The following is a 20,366-nucleotide window of genomic DNA, read 5'->3' as shown; positions in this document are numbered from 1 at the left end:
TACTAAAATCCAAATAGAGAGAGAGGATTCAGTTTGTATAAATCAATTAAAACGAAAATTATTTTAATCGTGATGATTCTGTTCATTGTCGGTGTCTCAACGATGAGCGTAATCAGTATTATGGAAATGAAAAATAAAACGGAGGAAAGTGTTGTTGAGCAAAGTACGGTCTTTATCAATCAAATGTCTGTCTCCATCGACAATTACCTAGAACAATACGAGAAAGGGATCGACCAGTTATCCAACTCTCGTACTTTCGATGGTTTTATGGAAGTAGATAATCCCGAAAACGATACTAGTTCAGTTCTTGAGAATGAGTTTTCCCAATTTCAAGACGTTTACAGTGATGCGGCATTTATTTATTTTGCATTCCCAACTAAAGAAATGATCCACATTCCATATGTAGATTTGGGTTCGGATTTTGATCCAACAAGCCGTGGTTGGTATAAAGGCGCGGCCAGCAATCCTGATGCCGTTTATTGGACGAATCCATACATTGACGCTGCAACGGGAGATTATGCGATTACCGCAGCTAAAGCCGTGCAACGCAATGGAGAACTTGTAGGGGTTATTGGTATTAGCATAGAGCTATCTGCGCTTACTAATACCATTCTCGAAGTAGAACTTGGTTACAACGGATATCCAATTTTGTTAGATCCAGAGGGGGTTGCGATTGTTCATCCGACGTCGAGCGGTGAAAATATGATGGAACTGCCTTTTATCAAGGAAATGTATAAGGACGGCAAGAATAACGGGAACATCCATTATAATTATGAGGGTACTGACAAATTGTTGCTATTTACAACGATTCCAGAGCTTAATTGGAAAGTAGCCGCAACCTATGACAGTAAAAGTATAAACGCATCGGCAATGGAGCTGCGAAATACCATGCTGCTAGTAGCATTAGTTACGTTAGTCGTCTTATTTACGGTGTTATATTTCGTAATCAGTCGGACAATCAAACCGATCAGTACGCTAAAATCACTGATGAATGCTGTCTCTAAAGGAGATTTGACAGTTCGTTCCGATATCAAAACGAAAGATGAGATTGGGGAGCTTGGAGATAATTTCAACACAATGATCGACAATATGAATACGATTATTTCAGTCGTGAATGGCTCTGTGGAAAATGTTCGGGGGAACTCTGAAAGCTTAAGTGCGGTCGCTCAAGAAACAAGCGCTTCAAGTAGCGAAGTCTCTTACGCAGTTAGTGAAATTGCGAAAGGTGCTTCTAAATCGGCGGAAGATGCAGAAACCGTCACTGAACGGGCCGATCTACTTGGTCAGCAAATTAACGAAATCACAGTGAAAGCTAGAATTATGTCGGATATCGCAATGAAAACTGGCGAAATGAACACCGATGGACAAGTCAAAATGCAAGAGCTGAAACTGTCCTTCAACGATTGGGAGCGAAACTTACAATCTATGGTTGAAGTTATCAGCACATTGGAACATAAAGTGAAAGCAATCGGCGGTGTTATGGAGACTATTACAGAAATTTCCTCGCAAACGAACCTACTTGCACTGAATGCAAGCATCGAAGCCGCACGTGCAGGGGAACATGGCAAAGGCTTCGCAGTCGTCGCCGAAGAAGTACGTAAACTTGCCGAACAATCGGCACGTTCGACAGAAGAAGTGAAAATGACCGTTCAAGAGCTACAAGCAGAGTCACGACTCGTCACGGAGCAAATGAGCGAAACGCGTGAAAACTTCCTACGACAAGGCAACGTCGTTAATGCCACTGAAATAACGTTTAGTGAAATCTCTACGCTCATGTCAGATATGCAGGATTCTATTGACTCGGTATATGAAGAAATTCAAAAAGTAGCAGCGCACAAAGACGACGTCACGGAAACAATCCAAATGATGGCAGCTACTTCACAAGAAACAGCCGCAGCCTGTGAGGAAGTGAGTGCCTCCACAGATGAACAGCTTCGTGCCATCCAATCTGTGACGAATGCAGCCGAAACGCTGGCGAAGTTAAGTGATCAATTAAGTGAGGCTGTAAATCAGTTTAAAGTGTAGTGACAGTAATCCAGTCTCACAAAATGGACACGAAACAATAGTTGATGAATGGGGTGTCTAGAAAGTTTTTACTTTCTGGACACCCTTTACTTCTTAATAATTATCCATTAAGAAATATTGCTCCTGCGGTAGTCACATCAAAATGCCACCATCCTTATTGCAAAGGTTGATCCTACTTCTAAGGGATTTTACCTTCGTGTGTACAAGTAATCCGCTCAACTAGTGAATCATATTCGTTCATTTTATCATTGAGCTGGGTTTTCTTAGATGGTACATATCACGCAAGTAAAATAGAAGACCAAAAGCTTTCTAAAACAGTAGATTTCTCAGGGTATGTTGCAAAAGTTGTAGAAGTAAACACATCATACTTTACAAAGATGCAAAAGGACATGTGAAGTATAAAACAATCTTAGTGAAAAAAACGGTCATGGTGAAAATGATTAAGATTTCACGATAGTAATAGAACGAAAAGAAACACCTTCAGCAGATTTGCGGTCGAAGGTGTTTCCTTTTGTTAAGGTACAATAACTGTTACCAATTACTCAAAAAGTGGTAGTTTTTCTAAGAATATAATGTCGTCGCGATTAGCTGCGTCGCCTTCTGCTAAAATCGCTGCTTGTGCTACGATATTTGCGCCTGCACTTTCAACAAGTTCTGCAAGTGCGCGAAGGGATTCACCACTACTAATGACGTCGTCAATTAATGCAACACGTTTGCCTTTAATGAATTCTGCATCCATTCGATCGAGGCAGAGAAATTGCTCTTTTTGTGTTGTGATGGAATTTACTTTGCTAATAAGTGGGTCTTCCATATATGCTTTGATTGACTTTCTCGCAACAATATAACGTGGCATTCCCAAATGCTTTGCTATCTCATGCACGAAAGGAATCCCTTTTGCTTCAGCTGTAATTAAAAGATCGACTTCTGGTAATTTATCAGCAAGCATAGGTGCTGTCACGCTGACAATTTCCGTATCACCAAGAATAACAAAGCTAGCGATACTTAACGAATCTGAGATAGGTATAATCGGAAGCTCTCTTGTCAAAGAGCCGATTGTCAATGTATATGTGTTCATATTATGAAAATCCTCCATTAAAATCCGAATAAAGTCATAAGAAATTGTACGATGATTCCTGACAACATACCAAGGAATGGATCAGTAATGGCAGTAACAACCATTGTCACACCACCAACGATGCCACTTCCCGCACCTTCGCCTGTTAATGCCATTGCAGCATTACCTGGTAAAGTAACAATTGCACCTAAGACGAATAAGAAACCTGCGATCGAAGAACTTGGTACATACTTTCCGATTTTAGGGAGAAGCCCTGTAATCAGAACGATGGCCATCAATACCATCATCAAAACGCCGGACCAAACAGCGTGAGGTGCACTGGCAGTTGCTGAAATGACAATTTCAACAGGGGCTCCACCGAATAATGAAGAAACCATATCTGCTAAGCTACTAATAATCGTTAACGTATCTACATTGACATCAGTATTTGAGATTTCACCGTTGATTTTACCGAACGCAATATTTGCTCCGATATTTAAACATACCATTGCTAAGGCTCCACGGATAACCATTGGATTGACAGTTAACTTTTGTAAATGGAACCCTTCCTTAACTGCTGGGCGCTTGGCAAGATTGTCCTCTTCTTTTTTTGTAAATGCATATACAATGCTAGACAAAATAACAGATGCTGTGATGGTATATACTAAGTCCTTCGTCGCAAAGTAAACGACGAAAGCACTTAACACCGAAGTGATACCAACGATGCGATCACTTTTCGCCATGTCCCATGCCACTTTAGAAAGCATAATGCCAACACCGGCCATCATACCTGTCGTAATGATAGGACCAATCCAATCAATAACCGTTTCTAAAATACCAAAAAGGCCAATAATTAATAAAATTGCAGCGCCAAAGAAAATCATGGAGAGTCGTTCCCTCATGTTTTTCCCCATTGTACCAGCTAATGTAATCGTTTCAGCCTGATACGAAATAACTGCCACATTACTCGTTGCCGCATTACCAAACGCACCGACCATAAATGCAAGTGCAGTAGGAATTGAAGCGAAACCGAATGTAAGTGCTAGCAGCCCCTGTGGTAAAGCATTTAATACTCCACTCAGTGCTGCTAAAATGTCCTTCCAAATGTCCATCTTGTTCTCCCCTCAACACGCCACCATATGCGGAGCAACAAACGACACTATTCGTGATACAAAACCTCATGAAGATAAAGGCCCAATAAAGTAATTGAAATGCTATCTATATAAAAAAGAAATGCCCTCTATACAATAAAAAAATGCGCTCTATACAATAAAAGAAATGCACCAACCATAGTAGAGCAATTAAGGTTGCTCCGTAGAAACTCCTGAACCCAATTATCAGGACTATATGGGGGTGATAGATTATTTAATCAGATAATAAAATAGCATATTTGAACTGATTTCACAATTACTAAATCCATTTAAAGACGAACAATGATATATTTTTGTGTTTTATTGTTCGTTAATATAGCGGTATATACGCGTTTATTAGAGCAGAAATTAGTACGGAGAATATTTTTTGCGAATAAAAGTTAAAGGTTGAAAGTAGGTAGAATATTCGTGAAAGGTTATGGAAATTATTTCGAAAAATGAAATTAATGCATTTAACCTAGATTATTCACCACTCAACACATTGCGAGGCTGTCGCTTGGTTGGAATACGTATAATCAAAAAGCAGATGGTATAGAAAAAATCTATATCATCTGCTATTTTGTTTATAAAAATACCATTCAGGACCGATTTTCGTTAAAATAAACATGTTTGATTTTCACAAAGTATAAATGGACTTGTGTTTGATAATTAGTAATGAAGCATGATATAAGTGTAAAAGAAGTGGAACATTTGGCTTCATATTTTTTGACTGAGAGTTTGAAGTGGTATCCATAGTGAGAGGATTTGAGTTTGAAATGATAGAGAATTTTTGGCGTGATTTACCACGACCATTTTTTGTACTTGCACCAATGGAAGATGTGACAGATGTTGTTTTTCGTCACGTAGTAAGTGCAGCCGGTCGACCGGATGTATTTTTCACAGAGTTTACAAACTCGGATAGCTATTGTCATCCAGAGGGCATGAAAAGCGTGCGTGGCCGTTTGATTTTTACAGAAGATGAACAGCCAATGGTGGCACATATTTGGGGGGATAATCCCGAATATTTCCGTCAAATGAGTATTGGCATGGCAGAGCTCGGATTTAAAGGCATCGATATTAATATGGGCTGCCCTGTACCGAATGTGGCATCGAGAGGGAAAGGCAGTGGTCTTATTCTGCGCCCAGACGTTGCAGCAGAACTGATTCAAGCAGCAAAAACGGGCGGACTGCCTGTCAGCGTGAAAACACGACTTGGCTATAATGATGTAAATGAGTGGGAGGAGTGGCTAACGCATATTTTAAAACAAGATATTGCGAACCTTTCTATTCATTTACGTACAAGAAAGGAAATGAGCCAAGTAGATGCGCATTGGGAGCTAATTCCGGAAATCAAAAAATTACGTGACCGTATTGCACCAAATACGCTACTAACCATCAATGGAGACATTCCTGACCGTCAAACGGGGCTGAAGCTTGCTGAAAAATATGGTATTGATGGCGTGATGATTGGGCGAGGTATTTTTAAAAATCCTTTTGCCTTTGAAAAAGAGCCAAAAGAGCATAGCAGTAAAGAGTACCTCGATCTTTTAAGACTACAGCTTGATCTTCAAGATCAATATGCAGAAGCACTACCACGTTCCATCACAGGGCTTCATCGCTTTTTCAAAATTTATGTCAAAGGATTCCGTGGAGCGGGTGAATTAAGAAACCAATTAATGAACACGAAATCAACAGATGAAGTGCGTGCATTGCTTAATCACTTTGAATCAAACAATGTGGATTGACGATAGAATGATGTAATCGCAAAAAGTTAGCGAGTGGCACTGCTGAACCTAAAATAATATTCGAACCCCTTGAAAATGGCTTATTTAAGCGCATTTTTAAGGGGTTTTTTACATCTTCATGTTCCAGGTGGTTTATTTAGAGAAGTGTTAGCTCTGTACCTTCCTTCACTTTTATTATTGACATTCCAAGTAAAGCTGATTGAGTAGCGACATTACGGGGTTTCATAAATATTTAATTTAACCCATAAATTTACACTTAGGTATCGTATTTAATGTATACTTTAGATATTCTATTAAACAAGTAGGAAAGTATTTTTTCTAGGAGATTTACGATGAAATTAGATTGTTTAATTGTTGATGATGAGATTGCTTTAGCTGAAACAACTTGTGAATATTTTAATATGTTCGAAGTCCAAACAGCATTTGTTGCAAGTGCTGAGGAGTGCGAGGTTTTTTTGGAGGAACATGAGCCATCATTGATTCTTCTAGACATTAACCTCGGACATGAATCAGGGTTTGATTTATGTAAAAAATTGCGTAAAACGACGCAGGTCCCCATTCTATTTATCAGTGCTCGTTCCAGCGATGACGACGTTCTCATTGCGCTTAACATAGGTGGAGATGATTATATTCAAAAGCCATATACACTTAGTATTTTATTAGCAAAAGTAAAAGCAGTACTCAAAAGATATGGCAGTAGTTCTAGCAACCAACAAGACGTTTTAGAGTTTGGACAGATCCAAATTGATACGAAACTTCATCGCGTTCGAGTAAAGGGTATGGATATCCAACTAAAAACGATGGAATATAAACTGCTATATTATTTGGCGAATAATAAAAATCGTATCATCACTAAAAATGAATTGTTTCAAAATGTATGGGGAGATTCCTTTGTCGGGGATGGCACCCTAAACGTACATATTCGGCATTTACGTGAGAAAATTGAACACAATCCAAAGAACCCGCAATTTATAAAAACGATATGGGGAACAGGATATGTTTTAGAGGATAACAAAAAATGAGAGTAAAACTCCTTATTAGCATGATTTTAGTTATTTTTTCTACTGGAATAGCTTTTCAAATCATGATGATGAACAATAAAAATATTTCAGAAGTGAATCTTGTAGCGATTAATGAAGTCGTTAAAATCGTCGAAAAAAATTGGGGGAACATTACTACACAAACAATTGATAGTAGTGGCTTTCAACAACCACTTACGATTATAGATAACTTAGAAAACATAATGTATCAAACACCGAACAATCATTTTAACAATGTATACGACGCCATTAAAAATAGAGATACGATTATAGATGTGATGCAAAATGATAAAGTCGTAGGGAAAATAATTATCCACAATAACGAACAAGAAATAGTGCAACAAATGAAAAAAGAACTACTAACAACCTTCAGCTTAATAGTAGGTTTATTAGCGATTGTTAGCATTATGTATATTTTATATATTAATAGAACATTATTGAAACCTTTTCAGCAATTGCAACATTTTGCAGCCAATGTTGCTAGGGGTAATCTAGATATTCCGTTAAATATGGACAAGAACAATTATTTTGGGGCATTCACGGAAAGCTTTGATTTATTACGTGAAGAACTGTATGTTGCTCGTCAAAGAGAGTATGAATCCAACCGTAGTAAAAAAGAGCTTGTAGCCACAATAAGTCATGATATTCAGACACCTATTGCCTCGATCAAAGCAGTTAGTGAGTTAATGTTGATGCAAATAAAAGATGAAAAGATGATGAAGCACGTCAATACAATCAATTCAAAAGCAGAGCAAATTAACTTACTTGTTACGGATATGTTTCATGCTACTTTAGAAGAACTTCAACAGTTGAAATTAACTGTAACTGAGGAATCGAGTGCAGTACTTGCTGACATGATTGAAAATGTCAATTACGATCATCAAATCGTCTATGAACCAATTCCACCTTGTATCATTTTAACCGATCCCGTACGAATGCAGCAGGTAATAGATAATATTATAAGTAATTCATATAAGTATGCAGGAACAAAAATCTCCATTAAGTCACAAATTATTCAGGATTATTTGGAGCTACATATTGAAGATTTTGGCCCGGGAATTAGCGAGGAAGAATTGCCTCTCCTGTTTAATAAATATTATCGAGGCAAAAATGTCGAAGGCAAGAATGGCTCAGGACTAGGTCTCTATATATCGAAGTACTTCATGGAAAATATGTACGGTCAAATTTCTTGTTACAATCGAGCGGATGGTTTTACTGCCATCTTAAGAATAAAGCTGGCGAGTTAATTAAGGATTAATTAAGAATTACACAAAGACTTAATAAGAATTCATTTTGTATGCTAAGACTGTAATCTTCATTACGGTCTTTTTTCTTTGAGTTGAAAATCAATTAGGGGAGAGTGCAAATTTCATTATGACAGGGATTATTATTAAAACAGAAAAGTTATGTAAAACCTTTTCGAGTGGTGGGATTCAGCAGCATGTTTTAAAAAATTTAGATATCAGTTTAGTCGAAGGGGATTTTACAATCATCATGGGGAGTTCAGGATCTGGAAAATCCACTTTACTTTACGCAATGAGCGGTATGGATAAACCAACGTTAGGAGAAATCAATTTTGCTGGAAAAAAGATATCTCAATTAAACAACGACCAGCTGGCGATATTTAGAAGAAACCATTGTGGCTTTGTGTTTCAACAAATTTATTTGCTAGACAATATGAGCGTACTCGATAATGTTCTGGCAAGTGGTCTTTTAGTCTATAAGAATAAGCGTGAAATCGCGCAAAAAGCGAAAGAATTATTAATACAAGTAGGAATCGATGAAAACGCATGGTCTAAATTCCCAACACAGCTTTCGGGTGGTGAGGCGCAGCGAGTGGGCATTGTTCGTGCATTGATTAACCATCCGAGAATCCTTTTTGCAGATGAACCAACTGGTGCATTAAACTCTGCTGCTAGTGAAAGTGTGTTAGATGTATTAACAAATGTCAATCAAAACAAGCAAAGTATTGTCATGGTCACGCATGATATGAAAACAGCATTACGCGGAAATCGAATTTTATTTTTGCGAGATGGTGTCATTTGTGGTGATTTACAGTTAGGTACATACAGTGAACAAAACAGTCTCGAACGGCAGGAAAAGCTTCAACATTTCCTAGAAGAAATGGGGTGGTAAGGTGAAAATCATGAACCTAGCCATGGCGAATATTAGAAAAAGTAAATCTGCTACCATGTCTTTATTTATATTCATTTTAGTTGCTGCGCTACTTCTGAATGTGGGGTTAATGGTCCATACACAGCTCAATGCATTTTTTGATCAAAAAAACGAACAATTAAAAGATGCCCATGTAACATTTATAATGGACCAAGCAAGTTATCATGCGGCTCATAACGAATATTTAGCAAATTATGCTGGCATAAAAGAAACTGAAACAGAAGAAACTATCAACTTGCACACTGCCAAAGTTATTTTTGGTAATGGTGAATTAACGGATAGTTTTGTTATTTTTAATGCGGATACCAAACGTGCTATTGGACCGTTGAATTTAATTGAAAAGTCGAATGCAACGAGTATCAATGATATTTATGTACCTTACATTTTTAAAACAAATGGGGGCTATAAATTAGGCGATGACTTTACCATCACCTATCAAGATAAGAACTATGACTACCGAATTGCTGGTTTTTTAGAAACAACGATGATGGGTACAAATAACAGCGGTATAATGAAATTTATGTTACCAGAGACCGCCTATCAATCACTAGCAGACGAACTAGACAATCAATCAAAAGGTGTCATGATATCTGTAGTGATGGAAGATAAAACACAATCTCCGAAGTTAAACAATGATTTTTTTCAAAATGTCAAGAAACCTCAAACAGTGGAATCGACTTCTTACATCTGGGGTGTAGATATTGAAATGCTTAAAAATGTAGATTCATTAGTTATTAAAATAATCGCTACAATATTAATAGCTTTTTCGGCAATTATTGTGATTGTCTCATTAATTGTCATTAAGTTTCGTGTTTCGAATAATATTGAAGATGACATGGCAAATATCGGCGTGTTGAAATCCATTGGTTATACAAGTAGGCAAATTCTTTCATCAATCATGCTCCAGTATTTCTTAATTACGCTTAGTGCTAGCGTAGTAGGAATTGCATTGTCATATGCTCTTATGCCGTTAATCGGAAGTATCATTTCAAAATTATCTGGATTAGTATGGATTAATAGCTTTGATATGATAATCAATTTAATCAGTATTTTCTTTGTGACGGTTTGTGTTGTCATCGTCACATTACTATCAGCCTTTCGAGTACGAAAAATTCTACCTGTTGCAGCACTTCGTGGGGGTATTCAGACACATAGTTTTAGAAAAAATTATGTTCCTTTGGAAAAAGCAAAAGGCGGGCTTCATTTTTCATTAGCTATTAAGTCAATGTTGGCAAATGTGAAACAAAATATCATGATCCTTTTAATTATTATGGCGTTAACGTTTGCTACAGTTTTTTCTGTAGTGCTGTATTACAATATTGCTTTTGACAAGTCCGCATTTGTTAACTTATTTGGTGAAGAACCGGGGAATGTGATGGTATATGCTAAGCGAGATACAGATACAAGTGAACTTTTAAGTGACATTAAACAGATGGACGAAGTAAGGAACGTAAATATAGTTGATCTTATTTCAATAAAAATTGATGACCAGTTTGTACATACGAATGTTACGGAAAATTTTAATCGGTTAGAAAATAATATTGTCTATGAAGGTCGTCAGCCTAAATATGAAAATGAAATTTCTATATCTTGGGTTGTGTCTGATCGAATAAATAAAGGAATTGGTGATACGGTTAACGTAAAATATGGAGATGAAACAGACAATTATTTAATAACGGGTCTTAGTCAAACAGTTGGTAATGTAGGGCAGACAGCATCATTAACAATGGACGGCATTCAACGATTACAACCAAACTATAAAGGTACTACATTTTTTGTATATTTAGATGACATATCCAACAAAGACTTTATCAATAATGTCCAAAAACAGTACGGAGATTATATAGTTGATACATTAGATCTCGATAAACAGATAGAAAGCCAAACAAGTATGTATACAGATGCAGTATTTGCTATTATGGTAATCATTTTGACAATTACTGTGTTAGTTGTTGTATTGATTTTATATCTAGTCATTCAAACAATAATTACAAAGCGTAAGAAAGAGTTTGGTGTTATGAAAGCAATTGGTTATTCAACAATTCAACTGATGAATCAAATATCTATCAGTTTGCTACCAATAATCATCACAGGTGTTGGTATTGGTGGCTTGTTAGGGATATTCTTCACTAATCCTATACTTTCTGTATTACTTTCAAGTGCAGGTATTAGACGTTTGGAATTCACCATCCATTTACCGATTATTGCAGTGGTTTGTGTAGGACTCCTTACGTTAGCCTACATTGTCTCAATGCTCGTATCCTTAAAAATTAAGAAAATATCTGCTTACGGTTTAATTACAGAATAATGAGAGTCAGAAAAACTATGCATAATTTTAGTATTAAAATAGGCTAGATTTTGAACCTACTTGATTTTCGTATAAACCTACCAACAACTCTTGTGTTACTACGCATTGTGAAGTGGAAGTGAATTTTTCATTGAACATTGCTTAAAAAGCAGACGGTTTAGAGTGCGATAATACACCTCTAGTTGACCGTCTGCTTTTTATTATGCATGAATCAAGCTAAGGTCGTCACTTAATGGCTTCTGGTCAAATTAATGTGAAACCATTAATTACAAGCAAAATTCCTTTAGATGAAATCGTAGAAAACGGTTTCGATAAATTAGTATCAGATAAAAAACAAGCTAAAATTTTAGTAAGACCATAATCATTTGAATAAAATTAGCGCCCGCTCTTTTTGAAATGAATTTTGTAGAGGATGAGTGAAAACGAACGATAAATGAAGTAGAATGAAAACAGAGACTAGAAAACGATGCAATAAGAAATTACTAGGTGATGAAACAAGTTCAAACGCAGTACAATAAATTTTTAATATAGGGGTTTAAGCATGAAAGACGAAAAAAAGCAATTGTCCTTAGAACAACGTGAAGAGATTGTAAAAACATTAAAAGCTCGTTTTGAGAAAAACATGAATCGTCATAAAGGGTTTGAATGGGAACAGATATTAGCAAAGCTTGAAGAGAATCCAGAAAAGCTATGGTCGCTTCATCAAATGGAAGCTACGGAAGGTGAGCCTGATGTAGTAGGTCTTGATGCGAATACAGGGGAGTATATTTTCATGGATTGTTCAGCAGAGAGTCCAAAGGGTCGCAGAAGTGTTTGCTACGACCACGAAGCACTAGAGTCAAGGAAACAACATAAACCACAGAACAGTGCTATTGGTATGGCTACTGATATGGGGATTGAGATTTTAACGGAAGAACAATACCGTGAGCTACAGAAGTTAGGGAGTTTTGATACTAAAACATCCAGCTGGGTGAAAACACCGGACAACATTAGAAAGCTAGGTGGCGCCATCTTTTGTGATCGTCGCTACGATACGGTCTTTGTATACCATAATGGAGCAGAATCTTACTATGCTGCTAGAGGCTTCCGAGGCTCGCTAAGGGTCTAACTTTTGCTGTAAGGAATCAGTGCAATATAATGAAGGGACGAATTTTCAAAGGTGGAATTCGTTCTTTTTTGTTTTTTATCAAGGGTTAACCTCATCCTTTTCACTTAACTATAAATTAACAAAACCTTTAATCATTTCAATAAAAGGAGAATGATATAATAACGGTAACAGATTTAATCTAAAAGGGGTGGGTGGATGAAGCTAAGCAGGGAAGAGAAATCTTGGATACTGTATGATTGTGGGAATTCAGCGTATTCTATGGCGATTTCGACTGCCTTATTTCCGATTGTATTCGGTATGTTTAAGGATACAAATAGCATGGACCTTGGTTATTTTAATTCACTAGCTAGTATTCTTGTTGCAATTCTTAGCCCGATTTTAGGCACAATCGCTGATTATAAGGATAAGAAAAAACGCTTCTTTATCTTTTTTGCATTACTTGGCATTTTAGCAACATTCTCGTTTACATTTATCCCTCCTGAAAGTGGTCAGTGGCAGCTTTTAATCCTACTTTACGTATTATCAGCAATTGGCTTTGCTGGTGCGAATATTTTCTATGATTCTTTTTTAGTTGATGTAACGAGCGATGAAAGAATGGATAAAGTGTCTACGAGTGGCTTTGCTTACGGTTATATCAGCAGTGTCATTCCATTTGCGATTAGTCTAGCAGTCATTTTCTTTATGGGAATGGATCAGGCAATCGGGTATCAAATCGGCTTTATGATTACAGCACTTTGGTGGGGCTTATTAACGATACCGATGCTAAAGCATGTTCGCCAGCGTTACTATATTGAGCCGGAGCCTAAGCCTGTAGCCAATAGCTTTAAAAGACTAGGTACAACCCTATTACAGATTAAAAACTATAAAATTGTGTTTCTATTTTTAATCGCCTACTTCTTCTATATTGATGGAGTAGATACGATTATTAAAATGGTCGTTCCTTATGCCACAAGCGTGTTAGAAAATGACGCATTTAATACATTTACATTACTTGGTATTTTGCTAGTTATCCAAATTATTGCCTTTCCGTGTGCATTACTTTACGGAAATTTAGCTAAAAAATATTCAGCACGAACGATGATTGTTGTTGGTATTTTAACTTATATTGTTTCCTGTATAGCGGCATTTTTCATTTCGTCCGTTTGGCATATTTTCATTCTTGGTGCACTGATTGGTTCCGCGCAAGGTGGGATTCAAGCACTGAGTAGGTCCTATTACGGCAGGATTATACCAAAGGAAATGTCGAATGAATTTTTTGGCTTCTATAATATTTTCGGTAAGTTTGCGGCTATTCTAGGTCCATTTTTAATGGCATTAACAACTACTGTAACGGGTAACGCAAAATTAAGCATTTTATCGATTATTCCCCTATTTATCATTGGGTTAATTGTATTTTTAACATTACCAAAGGAAAAGAAAATCGGTGGAGAAGTGATTGGATGAATTCGAAATTAAAGCATGAGAAATATGTAATCGTTATTTCCTATGATGCCTTTTCACAGGACAACTGGGAGATGGCTAGTCAACAGCCCAATTTATCGAAGCTAATTGGAAATGGTGCATGGACGACGAAGGTGAAAAGTGTCTACCCAACCCTCACATATGTGATTCATACTTCTTATGTAACAGGGGTTTATCCGAATAAGCATGGTATTTATCATAATAACCCGTTCCAACCATTCATTCCCGAAGAGGATCAGAGCTGGCACTGGTTTAGACGCGATATAAAAGTACCGACTATTTATGATGAAGCGGTGAGGCGAGGTATGAATGTGGCCGGAATCCTATGGCCAGTTTCAGGAAAAGCATCGATACAATATAATATGCCAGAAATAAAGGCAATTAAAAACGAAAATCAAGCATTAAAAATATTAAAAAATGGTAGCCCGTTTTACAGCATGAGGATGGAGTACAAATACGGTCGATATCGGAAAGGGATTGAGCAGCCGTACTTGGATGATTTTTCAACAATGTGTGCAGTTGATACGATCAAGCGTAAAAAACCAAATCTTCTGCTGCTCCATTTAATCGAACTGGATGATACGAAGCATGCTCTTGGCACAAAGGGAGAGCACATTGAGCAGGCTATTAGGCGTATGGATAAACGGCTAGGCGATTTAATGAATGCGGTGGAGGAAGCCGGAATCAAAGAGAATACTACTTTTATCGTAGTAGGTGACCACGGACAGCTAGATGTGCGATATAAGGTGTATTTAAATCGTCTGTTGAAAGATAATGGGCTTATTTATGAAGAAAACGGTGAACTGAAATGGCGAGCCTATGTACAAGGGGCAGGTGGAGCAGCTTACTTGCATGTTAGAGAAGGTGATTCTAAAGCACAAGTACTAGCACTTGAATTACTAGAACGAGCTCTTGCTGAAGATCGTTATGGAATTGAAAGCATCTATACAAGAAATGAGCTCGATGGCTTACATGTAGCCCGTGTGTTCCACTACATGCTAGAGGCTAAGGAGGGTTATACCTTTGAAGATGCATACGATGAACCCATTATAGTTGATTTACACCAGCGCGGTATTAAATATGCCACACATGGCTATTCCCCTAATAAACCTAACTATACAAGTGTACTTGTGATATCAGGCGAAGAGGTTAAAAATGAATTCCAATTAGGCGAAGTAGAAGTGATTAATCTTGCACCAACTATCGCTACTATCCTAGGTATAAACTTTACTAATTGCGACGGAAGAGCTTTGACGGAAATATTTAAAACAAATGTTGTTACAGTGTAGCTTTAGGTAGACACAAAGAGACAGGCGAATGAGAAATTCAATAGTGAATTTCCCGTTCGTCTGTTTTCGTTTTTAATGTAAACATTGCTCTAGTACCACTTCAGATGAAAGGGAGGTACTTCTTTATGCCAACTACCAAAATAATAATTGTTCCTGTGACATTAGATCCTTCTTCTAATCATTCACCGAACTATTCTTCTGACCTCCGTGTACATGCCTATTTCTCTAATAAGTCTATAATTTGCATTAAATTTGATACGGTATAAGTACTTTTCGGGGAATGCAAAGGAGGTTCACTTTTTTTAGGGTTAAACCATACGCAATCGATCCCAACATTAATGGCTCCTTGAATATCCGATGTTAAACGATCACCAATCATCAAAAATTCTTCTTTATGATGGGTATGGAGAGCATCAAAAATGTAATGGAAGAAATTTGGATTCGGTTTTTCATAACCAATTTCTTCAGAGATAAAAAGCTGTTCGAAATAACCTTGTAGCTCGGCATCTGTTAATCTTTTTCTTTGTGTTTTGCCGACACCATTTGTGCCGACATAGAGTTTATAGCCTTTCATCCGTAAAGCATTTAATAACTCGTATGCATGAGGCATCGTTTTATGCCCTTCGTTTAAATGCTCACGGTACATTTCTTCCACTTTTGCTCCGTTTTCCTCAATATTAAATTCCTTTAAGAAAAGGGAAAAACGTGTATCTAGTACATCTTCTCGAGAAATTGAACCTGTTTCTAAGGAGCTCCATAATTCCTCATTAATCTGTTTATAAACCGCAATTGTTTCTTGAGTATAGGGTAGCTTGTATTGCATTATAATTTGCTTTAAAGCCTTTTGTTCCGAATCTTGAAAATCAAGTATCGTGTCATCTAAATCGAAGATAATATGTTTGTATTTGTTCATGACGATCCACCTCTTAATAGTAATATACCGAAGGCCAGAATATAATAATAGGAGATATCTCACATTGAGGTGATGAAATGAAGAAAATACTATTGAAGGATTATGCCGAACATTTTGTGGATATATATAATGATCTTCAAAAAAAATTTCCGAAATCGGTATTAGAACAAGCCTTTGTGTGTAAGTTTTTTGCTAATGAATACATAGTGCGTTTTGATGAAGACATGCCGTACTTATTTTTCATCATAGATGGGCGAGCAAAAATATATAGAGTCCATGAAAATGGGAAGCGGACGTTAATTCAATTTCTAAAGAAAGATGATTTTATTGGCGAACTATCTTTAATTGAAGTAGAGAAGGATTTAAAAGATGTGGTGGCGATAAATGATTGCACTTGCTTAGCGATTCCATTGTCTTCATCGAAGGAGCTTTTGTTAAATAGTAATCTGTTTCTTTATGATTTATCGAAATATTTAGGTGATAAATTACTGAAACGAACGAATCATTATACAGCGATGCAGGACTATGAATTCAAAAATCGATTGGCAGAATATATTCTTCAACTAGAAAATGACGGATGTTTCGGAGAAAAACATACCGAAACAGCAGAGTACCTAGGGGTAAGCTATCGACATCTCATGCACACATTTAATCAATTTCAACAAGATGGATTATTAAAGAAAGAAGGAAGGCAGTATTTTATCCTTAATAAAGGGGAGTTAGAAAAATTAAGTTCCAATCGGATGAATGAAATGTAATATAGGTGAGCTTTTTATTTTAAATCGTTTATACTTACTAAACAGTAACATAGTTAGAGTTTAATTTAATATTACTTGAAACATAGAAAGCAGATGGTGTAGAAGTTCAGTAGTGAATTTCTCATTAACCATCTGCTTTTATTATGTTAATTCGTTAAGTTACATAGAAAAAGGAACGGAGAATCTCTTATGAATTTATTTTCCTTTAATTTGTAATTTATTCTTGAAAATTGAAATTATGATGTTATAATTTTACAGACAGGCAGTCGGTCTATAGGAGGAGTAGAAATGAGAAAAGAAGCAGGGGAACGCAGGAACGAAATTTTGGATGCGGCAGATGAACTTTTTGGTCAGAAAGGCTTTGACGGAACAAGTACAAACGATATTCTCGAAAAGGTCGGAATTGCGCGGGGAACATTGTATCACCACTTCAAATCGAAGGAGGAGATTATGGATGCACTAATTGAGCGGTATAGTATCCGTCTTTTAGAAACAGCGCAAAAAGTTGCCGCAGACAAGAGTGTACCCGTAGTTGATCGCATTATCCGTGTTGTAATGTCAATGAACCTAAGTGGTGGAGGCAGTCAGGAAATTATGGAGCATATTCACAGACCGCAGAATGCACTTATGCATCAGAAAATACAGAAGGTCGTCATCAACAGTCTTACGCCGATACTGGCAGAAATCATTTGTGAGGGTATTGAGCAAGGGCTATTCAACACACCATTCCCGTATGAATGTATGGAAATGGTTGTGACATATGCAAATACGATCTTTGATGATGATATGGTTCAAATGACCAATGAGGAGCGTGCTACACGTATTCAGGCGTTTATTTTTAATGTAGAAAGGCTACTTGGTGTTGAAAGCGGGAATCTGATGTCAGTTATAAAGATGTTTGGTAGCAATGAATAATTAGAAAAAAATCTTTAGTAATGGAAAACGATATTTTTCTCCTTATCATAAGAGTGCTGATATGTGTGACCTAGGTAATTGTGTACAATGATAAATCGGTTAAAAGTTTGAAAACAGAGGTGACTTATGTATTTCAGAATAATCCGTAATGACATGTTAAAGAGTAAATTGATAACGCTGATCACAGTAATATTTATCGCTATTGCAGCTATGCTTGTTTCGCTTGCGGCGATATTGATGGTCAATCTTTCAAGTGCGCTAGACACACTTATGATAAAAGCTAAAACGCCACATTTTATGCAAATGCATTCGGGTGAAATTGATACTGCACGACTTACATCTTTTGCAGAGCACAATAGTAATGTCGATGAATTTCAGATAGTAGAATTTCTCAATATAGATGGCGTGCAGATTATATTAGGTGAAAGTTCACTTGCGGGTAATGTTCAGGATAATGGCTTTAGCGTACAAAATAAAAAATTCGATTATCTGCTTGATCTTGAAGGAAACATCATAAATGTATCTGATGGAGAGCTTTATGTTCCAATAAGTTATATGAAAGATAACACTACAAAGATTGGTGACAAGGCAACAATAGGCGGGAAGGAGTTTACCGTTGCGGGATTCCTCCGCGATTCGCAGATGAATTCCACGCTCTCCGCTTCAAAGCGATTTCTTATTAGCGAACATGATTACGAGGAAATAAAAAGTCGTGGAAGTATAGAGTATTTGATTGAGTTCAGATTAAAGAATCTCTCTAAGTTAGGTGCATTTGAAACGGCTTATGCTTCCGCCGGACTTGAAGCCAATGGACCAACAGTTACTTATAAACTTTTCAAAATGATGAACGCACTTTCAGATGGAATGATGATTGCCGTTATACTTCTTGTCAGCGCACTTATTATTATCATCGCATTTATGTGCATACGCTTTACACTCCTTGCAAAAATCGAAGACGACTACCGTGAAATTGGTGTTATGAAGGCAATAGGTTTACGTGTTTCCGATATCCAAAAGATTTACCTTGCGAAATATGCAGTGATTGCCGTGGCAGGTGGTATTCTCGGGTTTGGGCTTTCTATCATGTTCAAAGGCATGCTTCTTGAAAATATAAGGCTTTATATGGGTGGAAGTGAAAATTCTTCGTTTGCTACAGCTTTAGGGATTATCAGTATACTGCTCGTATTATTTTTGATTATCTTCTATGTAAACAGAGTACTACAACGCTTTCGAAAAATATCCGCTGCAGAGGCAATACGTTTTGGTACTTCACAGGAAAAAAACATCGGTGCAAAGCGTTTTGTATTAAGCACAAACAGGTTGTTTAATACGAATATTTTTTTGGGGATTCAAGATGTTCTCGCAAGAAAAAGACTATATGCCACAATGCTTGCGGTGTTAGTGATTTCGGCATTTATACTGATTGTTCCTCAGAATCTATACAACACGATTTCCTCCAAAAGCTTTATTGGATATATGGGAGTGGGTAACTACGATATGCGCATTGACATTCAGCAGACGAATAATATTGCTGAAAAAGTCGATGTAATTTCAAAGACAATGGGCAGCGACACGACCATTTCAAATTATACCGTTCTTACAACAAAAATATTCAAAGCAAAGTTAGAAGACGGATCGGAAGAAAATATTAAAATTGAACTTGGCGATCATATGACATTTCCTATCGAATATTCAGACGGTAAAGCACCCGCTAAAGAAAATGAAATTGCGCTTTCAACTATGAATGCTGATGAAATGAACAAAAAGGTCGGTGATGTTCTTACGTTAGTAATTGAAGGAAAGGAGAAGGAGCTTACAGTAAGCGGAATATATTCTGATATTACCAATGGCGGCAAAACTGCCAAAGCAATATTTACTGACAAGTCGACAAATATTATGTGGAGCATTATCTGCGCTGAATTTTCAGATCCAACTCTTGTAGATCGAAAAGTTTCGGAGTATACAGATAGGTTTAACTTCGCCAAAATTTCAGACGTTGATGAATTCGTTACACAGACATTCGGTTCGACAATAAGTTCTGTTAAAGTGGCTTCCTATGCTTCAGCTACTATTGCACTCATTATAACGGCGCTAGTGACACTATTATTTATGAAAATGCTCGTCGTAAAGGATAAATATTCTATTTCTGTAATGAAGGTGTTTGGTTTTACTAATACAGATATTGCGGCGCAGTATATTTCACGATCGCTATTCGTTCTAATTAGCGGAATTATTCTCGGCACGCTTCTGGCAAATACGTTAGGAGAGGTACTTGCAGGTGCAGTGATCTCCTCATTTGGGGCATCGTCGTTTAAGTTTACGGTCAATCCATTTTCGGCGTACTTACTTTCTCCACTGCTAATGATGTGTGCGGTACTTATTGCAACAATGCTTGGTACAGCGGACGCCGGACGAATAAAAATTTCAGAAAGCATAAAGGAGTAG

General features: G+C 37.0%; 16 protein-coding genes and 1 riboswitch. Of the genes, 13 read left to right on the top strand and 3 right to left on the bottom strand.

Going from position 1 to position 20,366, the window contains the following annotated elements; all coding sequences use genetic code 11:
- Nucleotides 1-33 precede the first annotated feature (33 nt).
- Nucleotides 34-2,025 (top strand): methyl-accepting chemotaxis protein, encoded by a 1,992-nt coding sequence (locus tag ACQQ2I_RS17705; protein WP_431028077.1) that lies wholly within the window; start codon nt 34-36, stop codon nt 2,023-2,025.
- A gap of 538 nt (nt 2,026-2,563) precedes the next feature.
- Here ACQQ2I_RS17705 and ACQQ2I_RS17700 read toward each other — a convergent pair.
- Complete coding sequence (locus tag ACQQ2I_RS17700) at nt 2,564-3,100, bottom strand: phosphoribosyltransferase family protein (protein WP_431028076.1); 537 nt, start codon at nt 3,098-3,100, stop codon at nt 2,564-2,566.
- Between the two features lie 17 nt (nt 3,101-3,117).
- Nucleotides 3,118-4,191, bottom strand: a complete 1,074-nt coding sequence (locus ACQQ2I_RS17695) for an NCS2 family permease (protein ID WP_431028075.1) — start codon at nt 4,189-4,191, stop codon at nt 3,118-3,120.
- Between the two features lie 158 nt (nt 4,192-4,349).
- A riboswitch (purine riboswitch) is annotated at nt 4,350-4,450 on the bottom strand.
- A gap of 535 nt (nt 4,451-4,985) precedes the next feature.
- On the opposite strand from ACQQ2I_RS17695, the gene ACQQ2I_RS17690 reads away from it, so the two are divergent.
- The 9 genes from ACQQ2I_RS17690 to ACQQ2I_RS17650 all read left to right on the top strand — a co-directional run bounded on the left by ACQQ2I_RS17690 (nt 4,986) and on the right by ACQQ2I_RS17650 (nt 15,335).
- Entirely contained in the window at nt 4,986-5,954 is a 969-nt protein-coding gene (locus ACQQ2I_RS17690; RefSeq protein ID WP_431030549.1) for a tRNA dihydrouridine synthase, read from the top strand.
- A gap of 332 nt (nt 5,955-6,286) precedes the next feature.
- Nucleotides 6,287-6,976 (top strand): response regulator transcription factor, encoded by a 690-nt coding sequence (locus ACQQ2I_RS17685; RefSeq protein WP_431028074.1) that lies wholly within the window; start codon nt 6,287-6,289, stop codon nt 6,974-6,976.
- Nucleotides 6,973-8,241, top strand: coding sequence for a HAMP domain-containing sensor histidine kinase (locus tag ACQQ2I_RS17680; RefSeq protein WP_431028073.1), 1,269 nt, complete (start codon nt 6,973-6,975; stop codon nt 8,239-8,241). The genes ACQQ2I_RS17685 and ACQQ2I_RS17680 overlap by 4 nt, the downstream gene beginning before the upstream one ends.
- 127 nt (nt 8,242-8,368) lie before the next feature.
- The gene (locus tag ACQQ2I_RS17675) at nt 8,369-9,130 is read left to right on the top strand and encodes an ABC transporter ATP-binding protein (RefSeq protein WP_431028072.1); all 762 of its coding nucleotides are present in this window, start codon (nt 8,369-8,371) and stop codon (nt 9,128-9,130) included.
- Nucleotides 9,131-9,140: 10 nt separating this feature from the next.
- Complete coding sequence (locus ACQQ2I_RS17670) at nt 9,141-11,477, top strand: FtsX-like permease family protein (RefSeq protein WP_431030548.1); 2,337 nt, start codon at nt 9,141-9,143, stop codon at nt 11,475-11,477.
- Between the two features lie 232 nt (nt 11,478-11,709).
- Nucleotides 11,710-11,838, top strand: a complete 129-nt coding sequence (locus ACQQ2I_RS17665) for a hypothetical protein (RefSeq protein WP_431028071.1) — start codon at nt 11,710-11,712, stop codon at nt 11,836-11,838.
- Nucleotides 11,839-12,018: 180 nt separating this feature from the next.
- Complete coding sequence (locus tag ACQQ2I_RS17660) at nt 12,019-12,585, top strand: DUF4256 domain-containing protein (RefSeq protein WP_431028070.1); 567 nt, start codon at nt 12,019-12,021, stop codon at nt 12,583-12,585.
- Between the two features lie 195 nt (nt 12,586-12,780).
- Nucleotides 12,781-14,028, top strand: coding sequence for an MFS transporter (locus ACQQ2I_RS17655; RefSeq protein WP_431028069.1), 1,248 nt, complete (start codon nt 12,781-12,783; stop codon nt 14,026-14,028).
- A complete protein-coding gene (locus ACQQ2I_RS17650) occupies nt 14,025-15,335 on the top strand; it encodes an alkaline phosphatase family protein (protein WP_431028068.1) in 1,311 nt (436 codons plus the stop codon). Before ACQQ2I_RS17655 ends, ACQQ2I_RS17650 begins: the two co-directional genes overlap by 4 nt.
- A gap of 217 nt (nt 15,336-15,552) precedes the next feature.
- Here the strand turns inward: ACQQ2I_RS17650 and ACQQ2I_RS17645 are convergent, their stop codons facing one another.
- Entirely contained in the window at nt 15,553-16,248 is a 696-nt protein-coding gene (locus ACQQ2I_RS17645; protein WP_431028067.1) for a YjjG family noncanonical pyrimidine nucleotidase, read from the bottom strand.
- Between the two features lie 77 nt (nt 16,249-16,325).
- On the opposite strand from ACQQ2I_RS17645, the gene yeiL reads away from it, so the two are divergent.
- The 3 genes from yeiL (at nt 16,326) to ACQQ2I_RS17630 (ending at nt 20,366) form a co-directional block, all read left to right on the top strand.
- The gene (gene yeiL / locus ACQQ2I_RS17640) at nt 16,326-17,006 is read left to right on the top strand and encodes a transcriptional regulator YeiL (RefSeq protein ID WP_431028066.1); all 681 of its coding nucleotides are present in this window, start codon (nt 16,326-16,328) and stop codon (nt 17,004-17,006) included.
- A 288-nt stretch (nt 17,007-17,294) separates the two neighbouring features.
- On the top strand, nt 17,295-17,921 hold the full coding sequence (locus ACQQ2I_RS17635) for a TetR/AcrR family transcriptional regulator (RefSeq protein ID WP_431028065.1): 627 nt from the start codon (nt 17,295-17,297) through the stop codon (nt 17,919-17,921).
- Nucleotides 17,922-18,047: 126 nt separating this feature from the next.
- Nucleotides 18,048-20,366, top strand: a complete 2,319-nt coding sequence (locus ACQQ2I_RS17630; protein WP_431028064.1) for an ABC transporter permease — start codon at nt 18,048-18,050, stop codon at nt 20,364-20,366.

This window comes from Lysinibacillus sp. LZ02, from assembly GCF_050613145.1.
In the GTDB taxonomy this organism is placed as follows: domain Bacteria; phylum Bacillota; class Bacilli; order Bacillales_A; family Planococcaceae; genus Lysinibacillus_B.
This window is presented reverse-complemented; position numbering and strand designations above follow the sequence as displayed.

Coding starts and splice junctions, on each gene's coding strand:
- ACQQ2I_RS17650 (WP_431028068.1), top strand. CDS start 14,025: ATGAATTCGAAATTAAAGCATGAGAAATATGTAATCGTTATTTCCTAT.
- ACQQ2I_RS17635 (WP_431028065.1), top strand. CDS start 17,295: ATGAGAAAAGAAGCAGGGGAACGCAGGAACGAAATTTTGGATGCGGCA.
- ACQQ2I_RS17645 (WP_431028067.1), bottom strand. CDS start 16,248: ATGAACAAATACAAACATATTATCTTCGATTTAGATGACACGATACTT.
- ACQQ2I_RS17630 (WP_431028064.1), top strand. CDS start 18,048: ATGTATTTCAGAATAATCCGTAATGACATGTTAAAGAGTAAATTGATA.
- ACQQ2I_RS17695 (WP_431028075.1), bottom strand. CDS start 4,191: ATGGACATTTGGAAGGACATTTTAGCAGCACTGAGTGGAGTATTAAAT.
- ACQQ2I_RS17655 (WP_431028069.1), top strand. CDS start 12,781: ATGAAGCTAAGCAGGGAAGAGAAATCTTGGATACTGTATGATTGTGGG.
- ACQQ2I_RS17685 (WP_431028074.1), top strand. CDS start 6,287: ATGAAATTAGATTGTTTAATTGTTGATGATGAGATTGCTTTAGCTGAA.
- yeiL (WP_431028066.1), top strand. CDS start 16,326: ATGAAGAAAATACTATTGAAGGATTATGCCGAACATTTTGTGGATATA.
- ACQQ2I_RS17670 (WP_431030548.1), top strand. CDS start 9,141: ATGAACCTAGCCATGGCGAATATTAGAAAAAGTAAATCTGCTACCATG.
- ACQQ2I_RS17675 (WP_431028072.1), top strand. CDS start 8,369: ATGACAGGGATTATTATTAAAACAGAAAAGTTATGTAAAACCTTTTCG.
- ACQQ2I_RS17680 (WP_431028073.1), top strand. CDS start 6,973: ATGAGAGTAAAACTCCTTATTAGCATGATTTTAGTTATTTTTTCTACT.
- ACQQ2I_RS17690 (WP_431030549.1), top strand. CDS start 4,986: ATGATAGAGAATTTTTGGCGTGATTTACCACGACCATTTTTTGTACTT.
- ACQQ2I_RS17665 (WP_431028071.1), top strand. CDS start 11,710: ATGGCTTCTGGTCAAATTAATGTGAAACCATTAATTACAAGCAAAATT.
- ACQQ2I_RS17700 (WP_431028076.1), bottom strand. CDS start 3,100: ATGAACACATATACATTGACAATCGGCTCTTTGACAAGAGAGCTTCCG.
- ACQQ2I_RS17660 (WP_431028070.1), top strand. CDS start 12,019: ATGAAAGACGAAAAAAAGCAATTGTCCTTAGAACAACGTGAAGAGATT.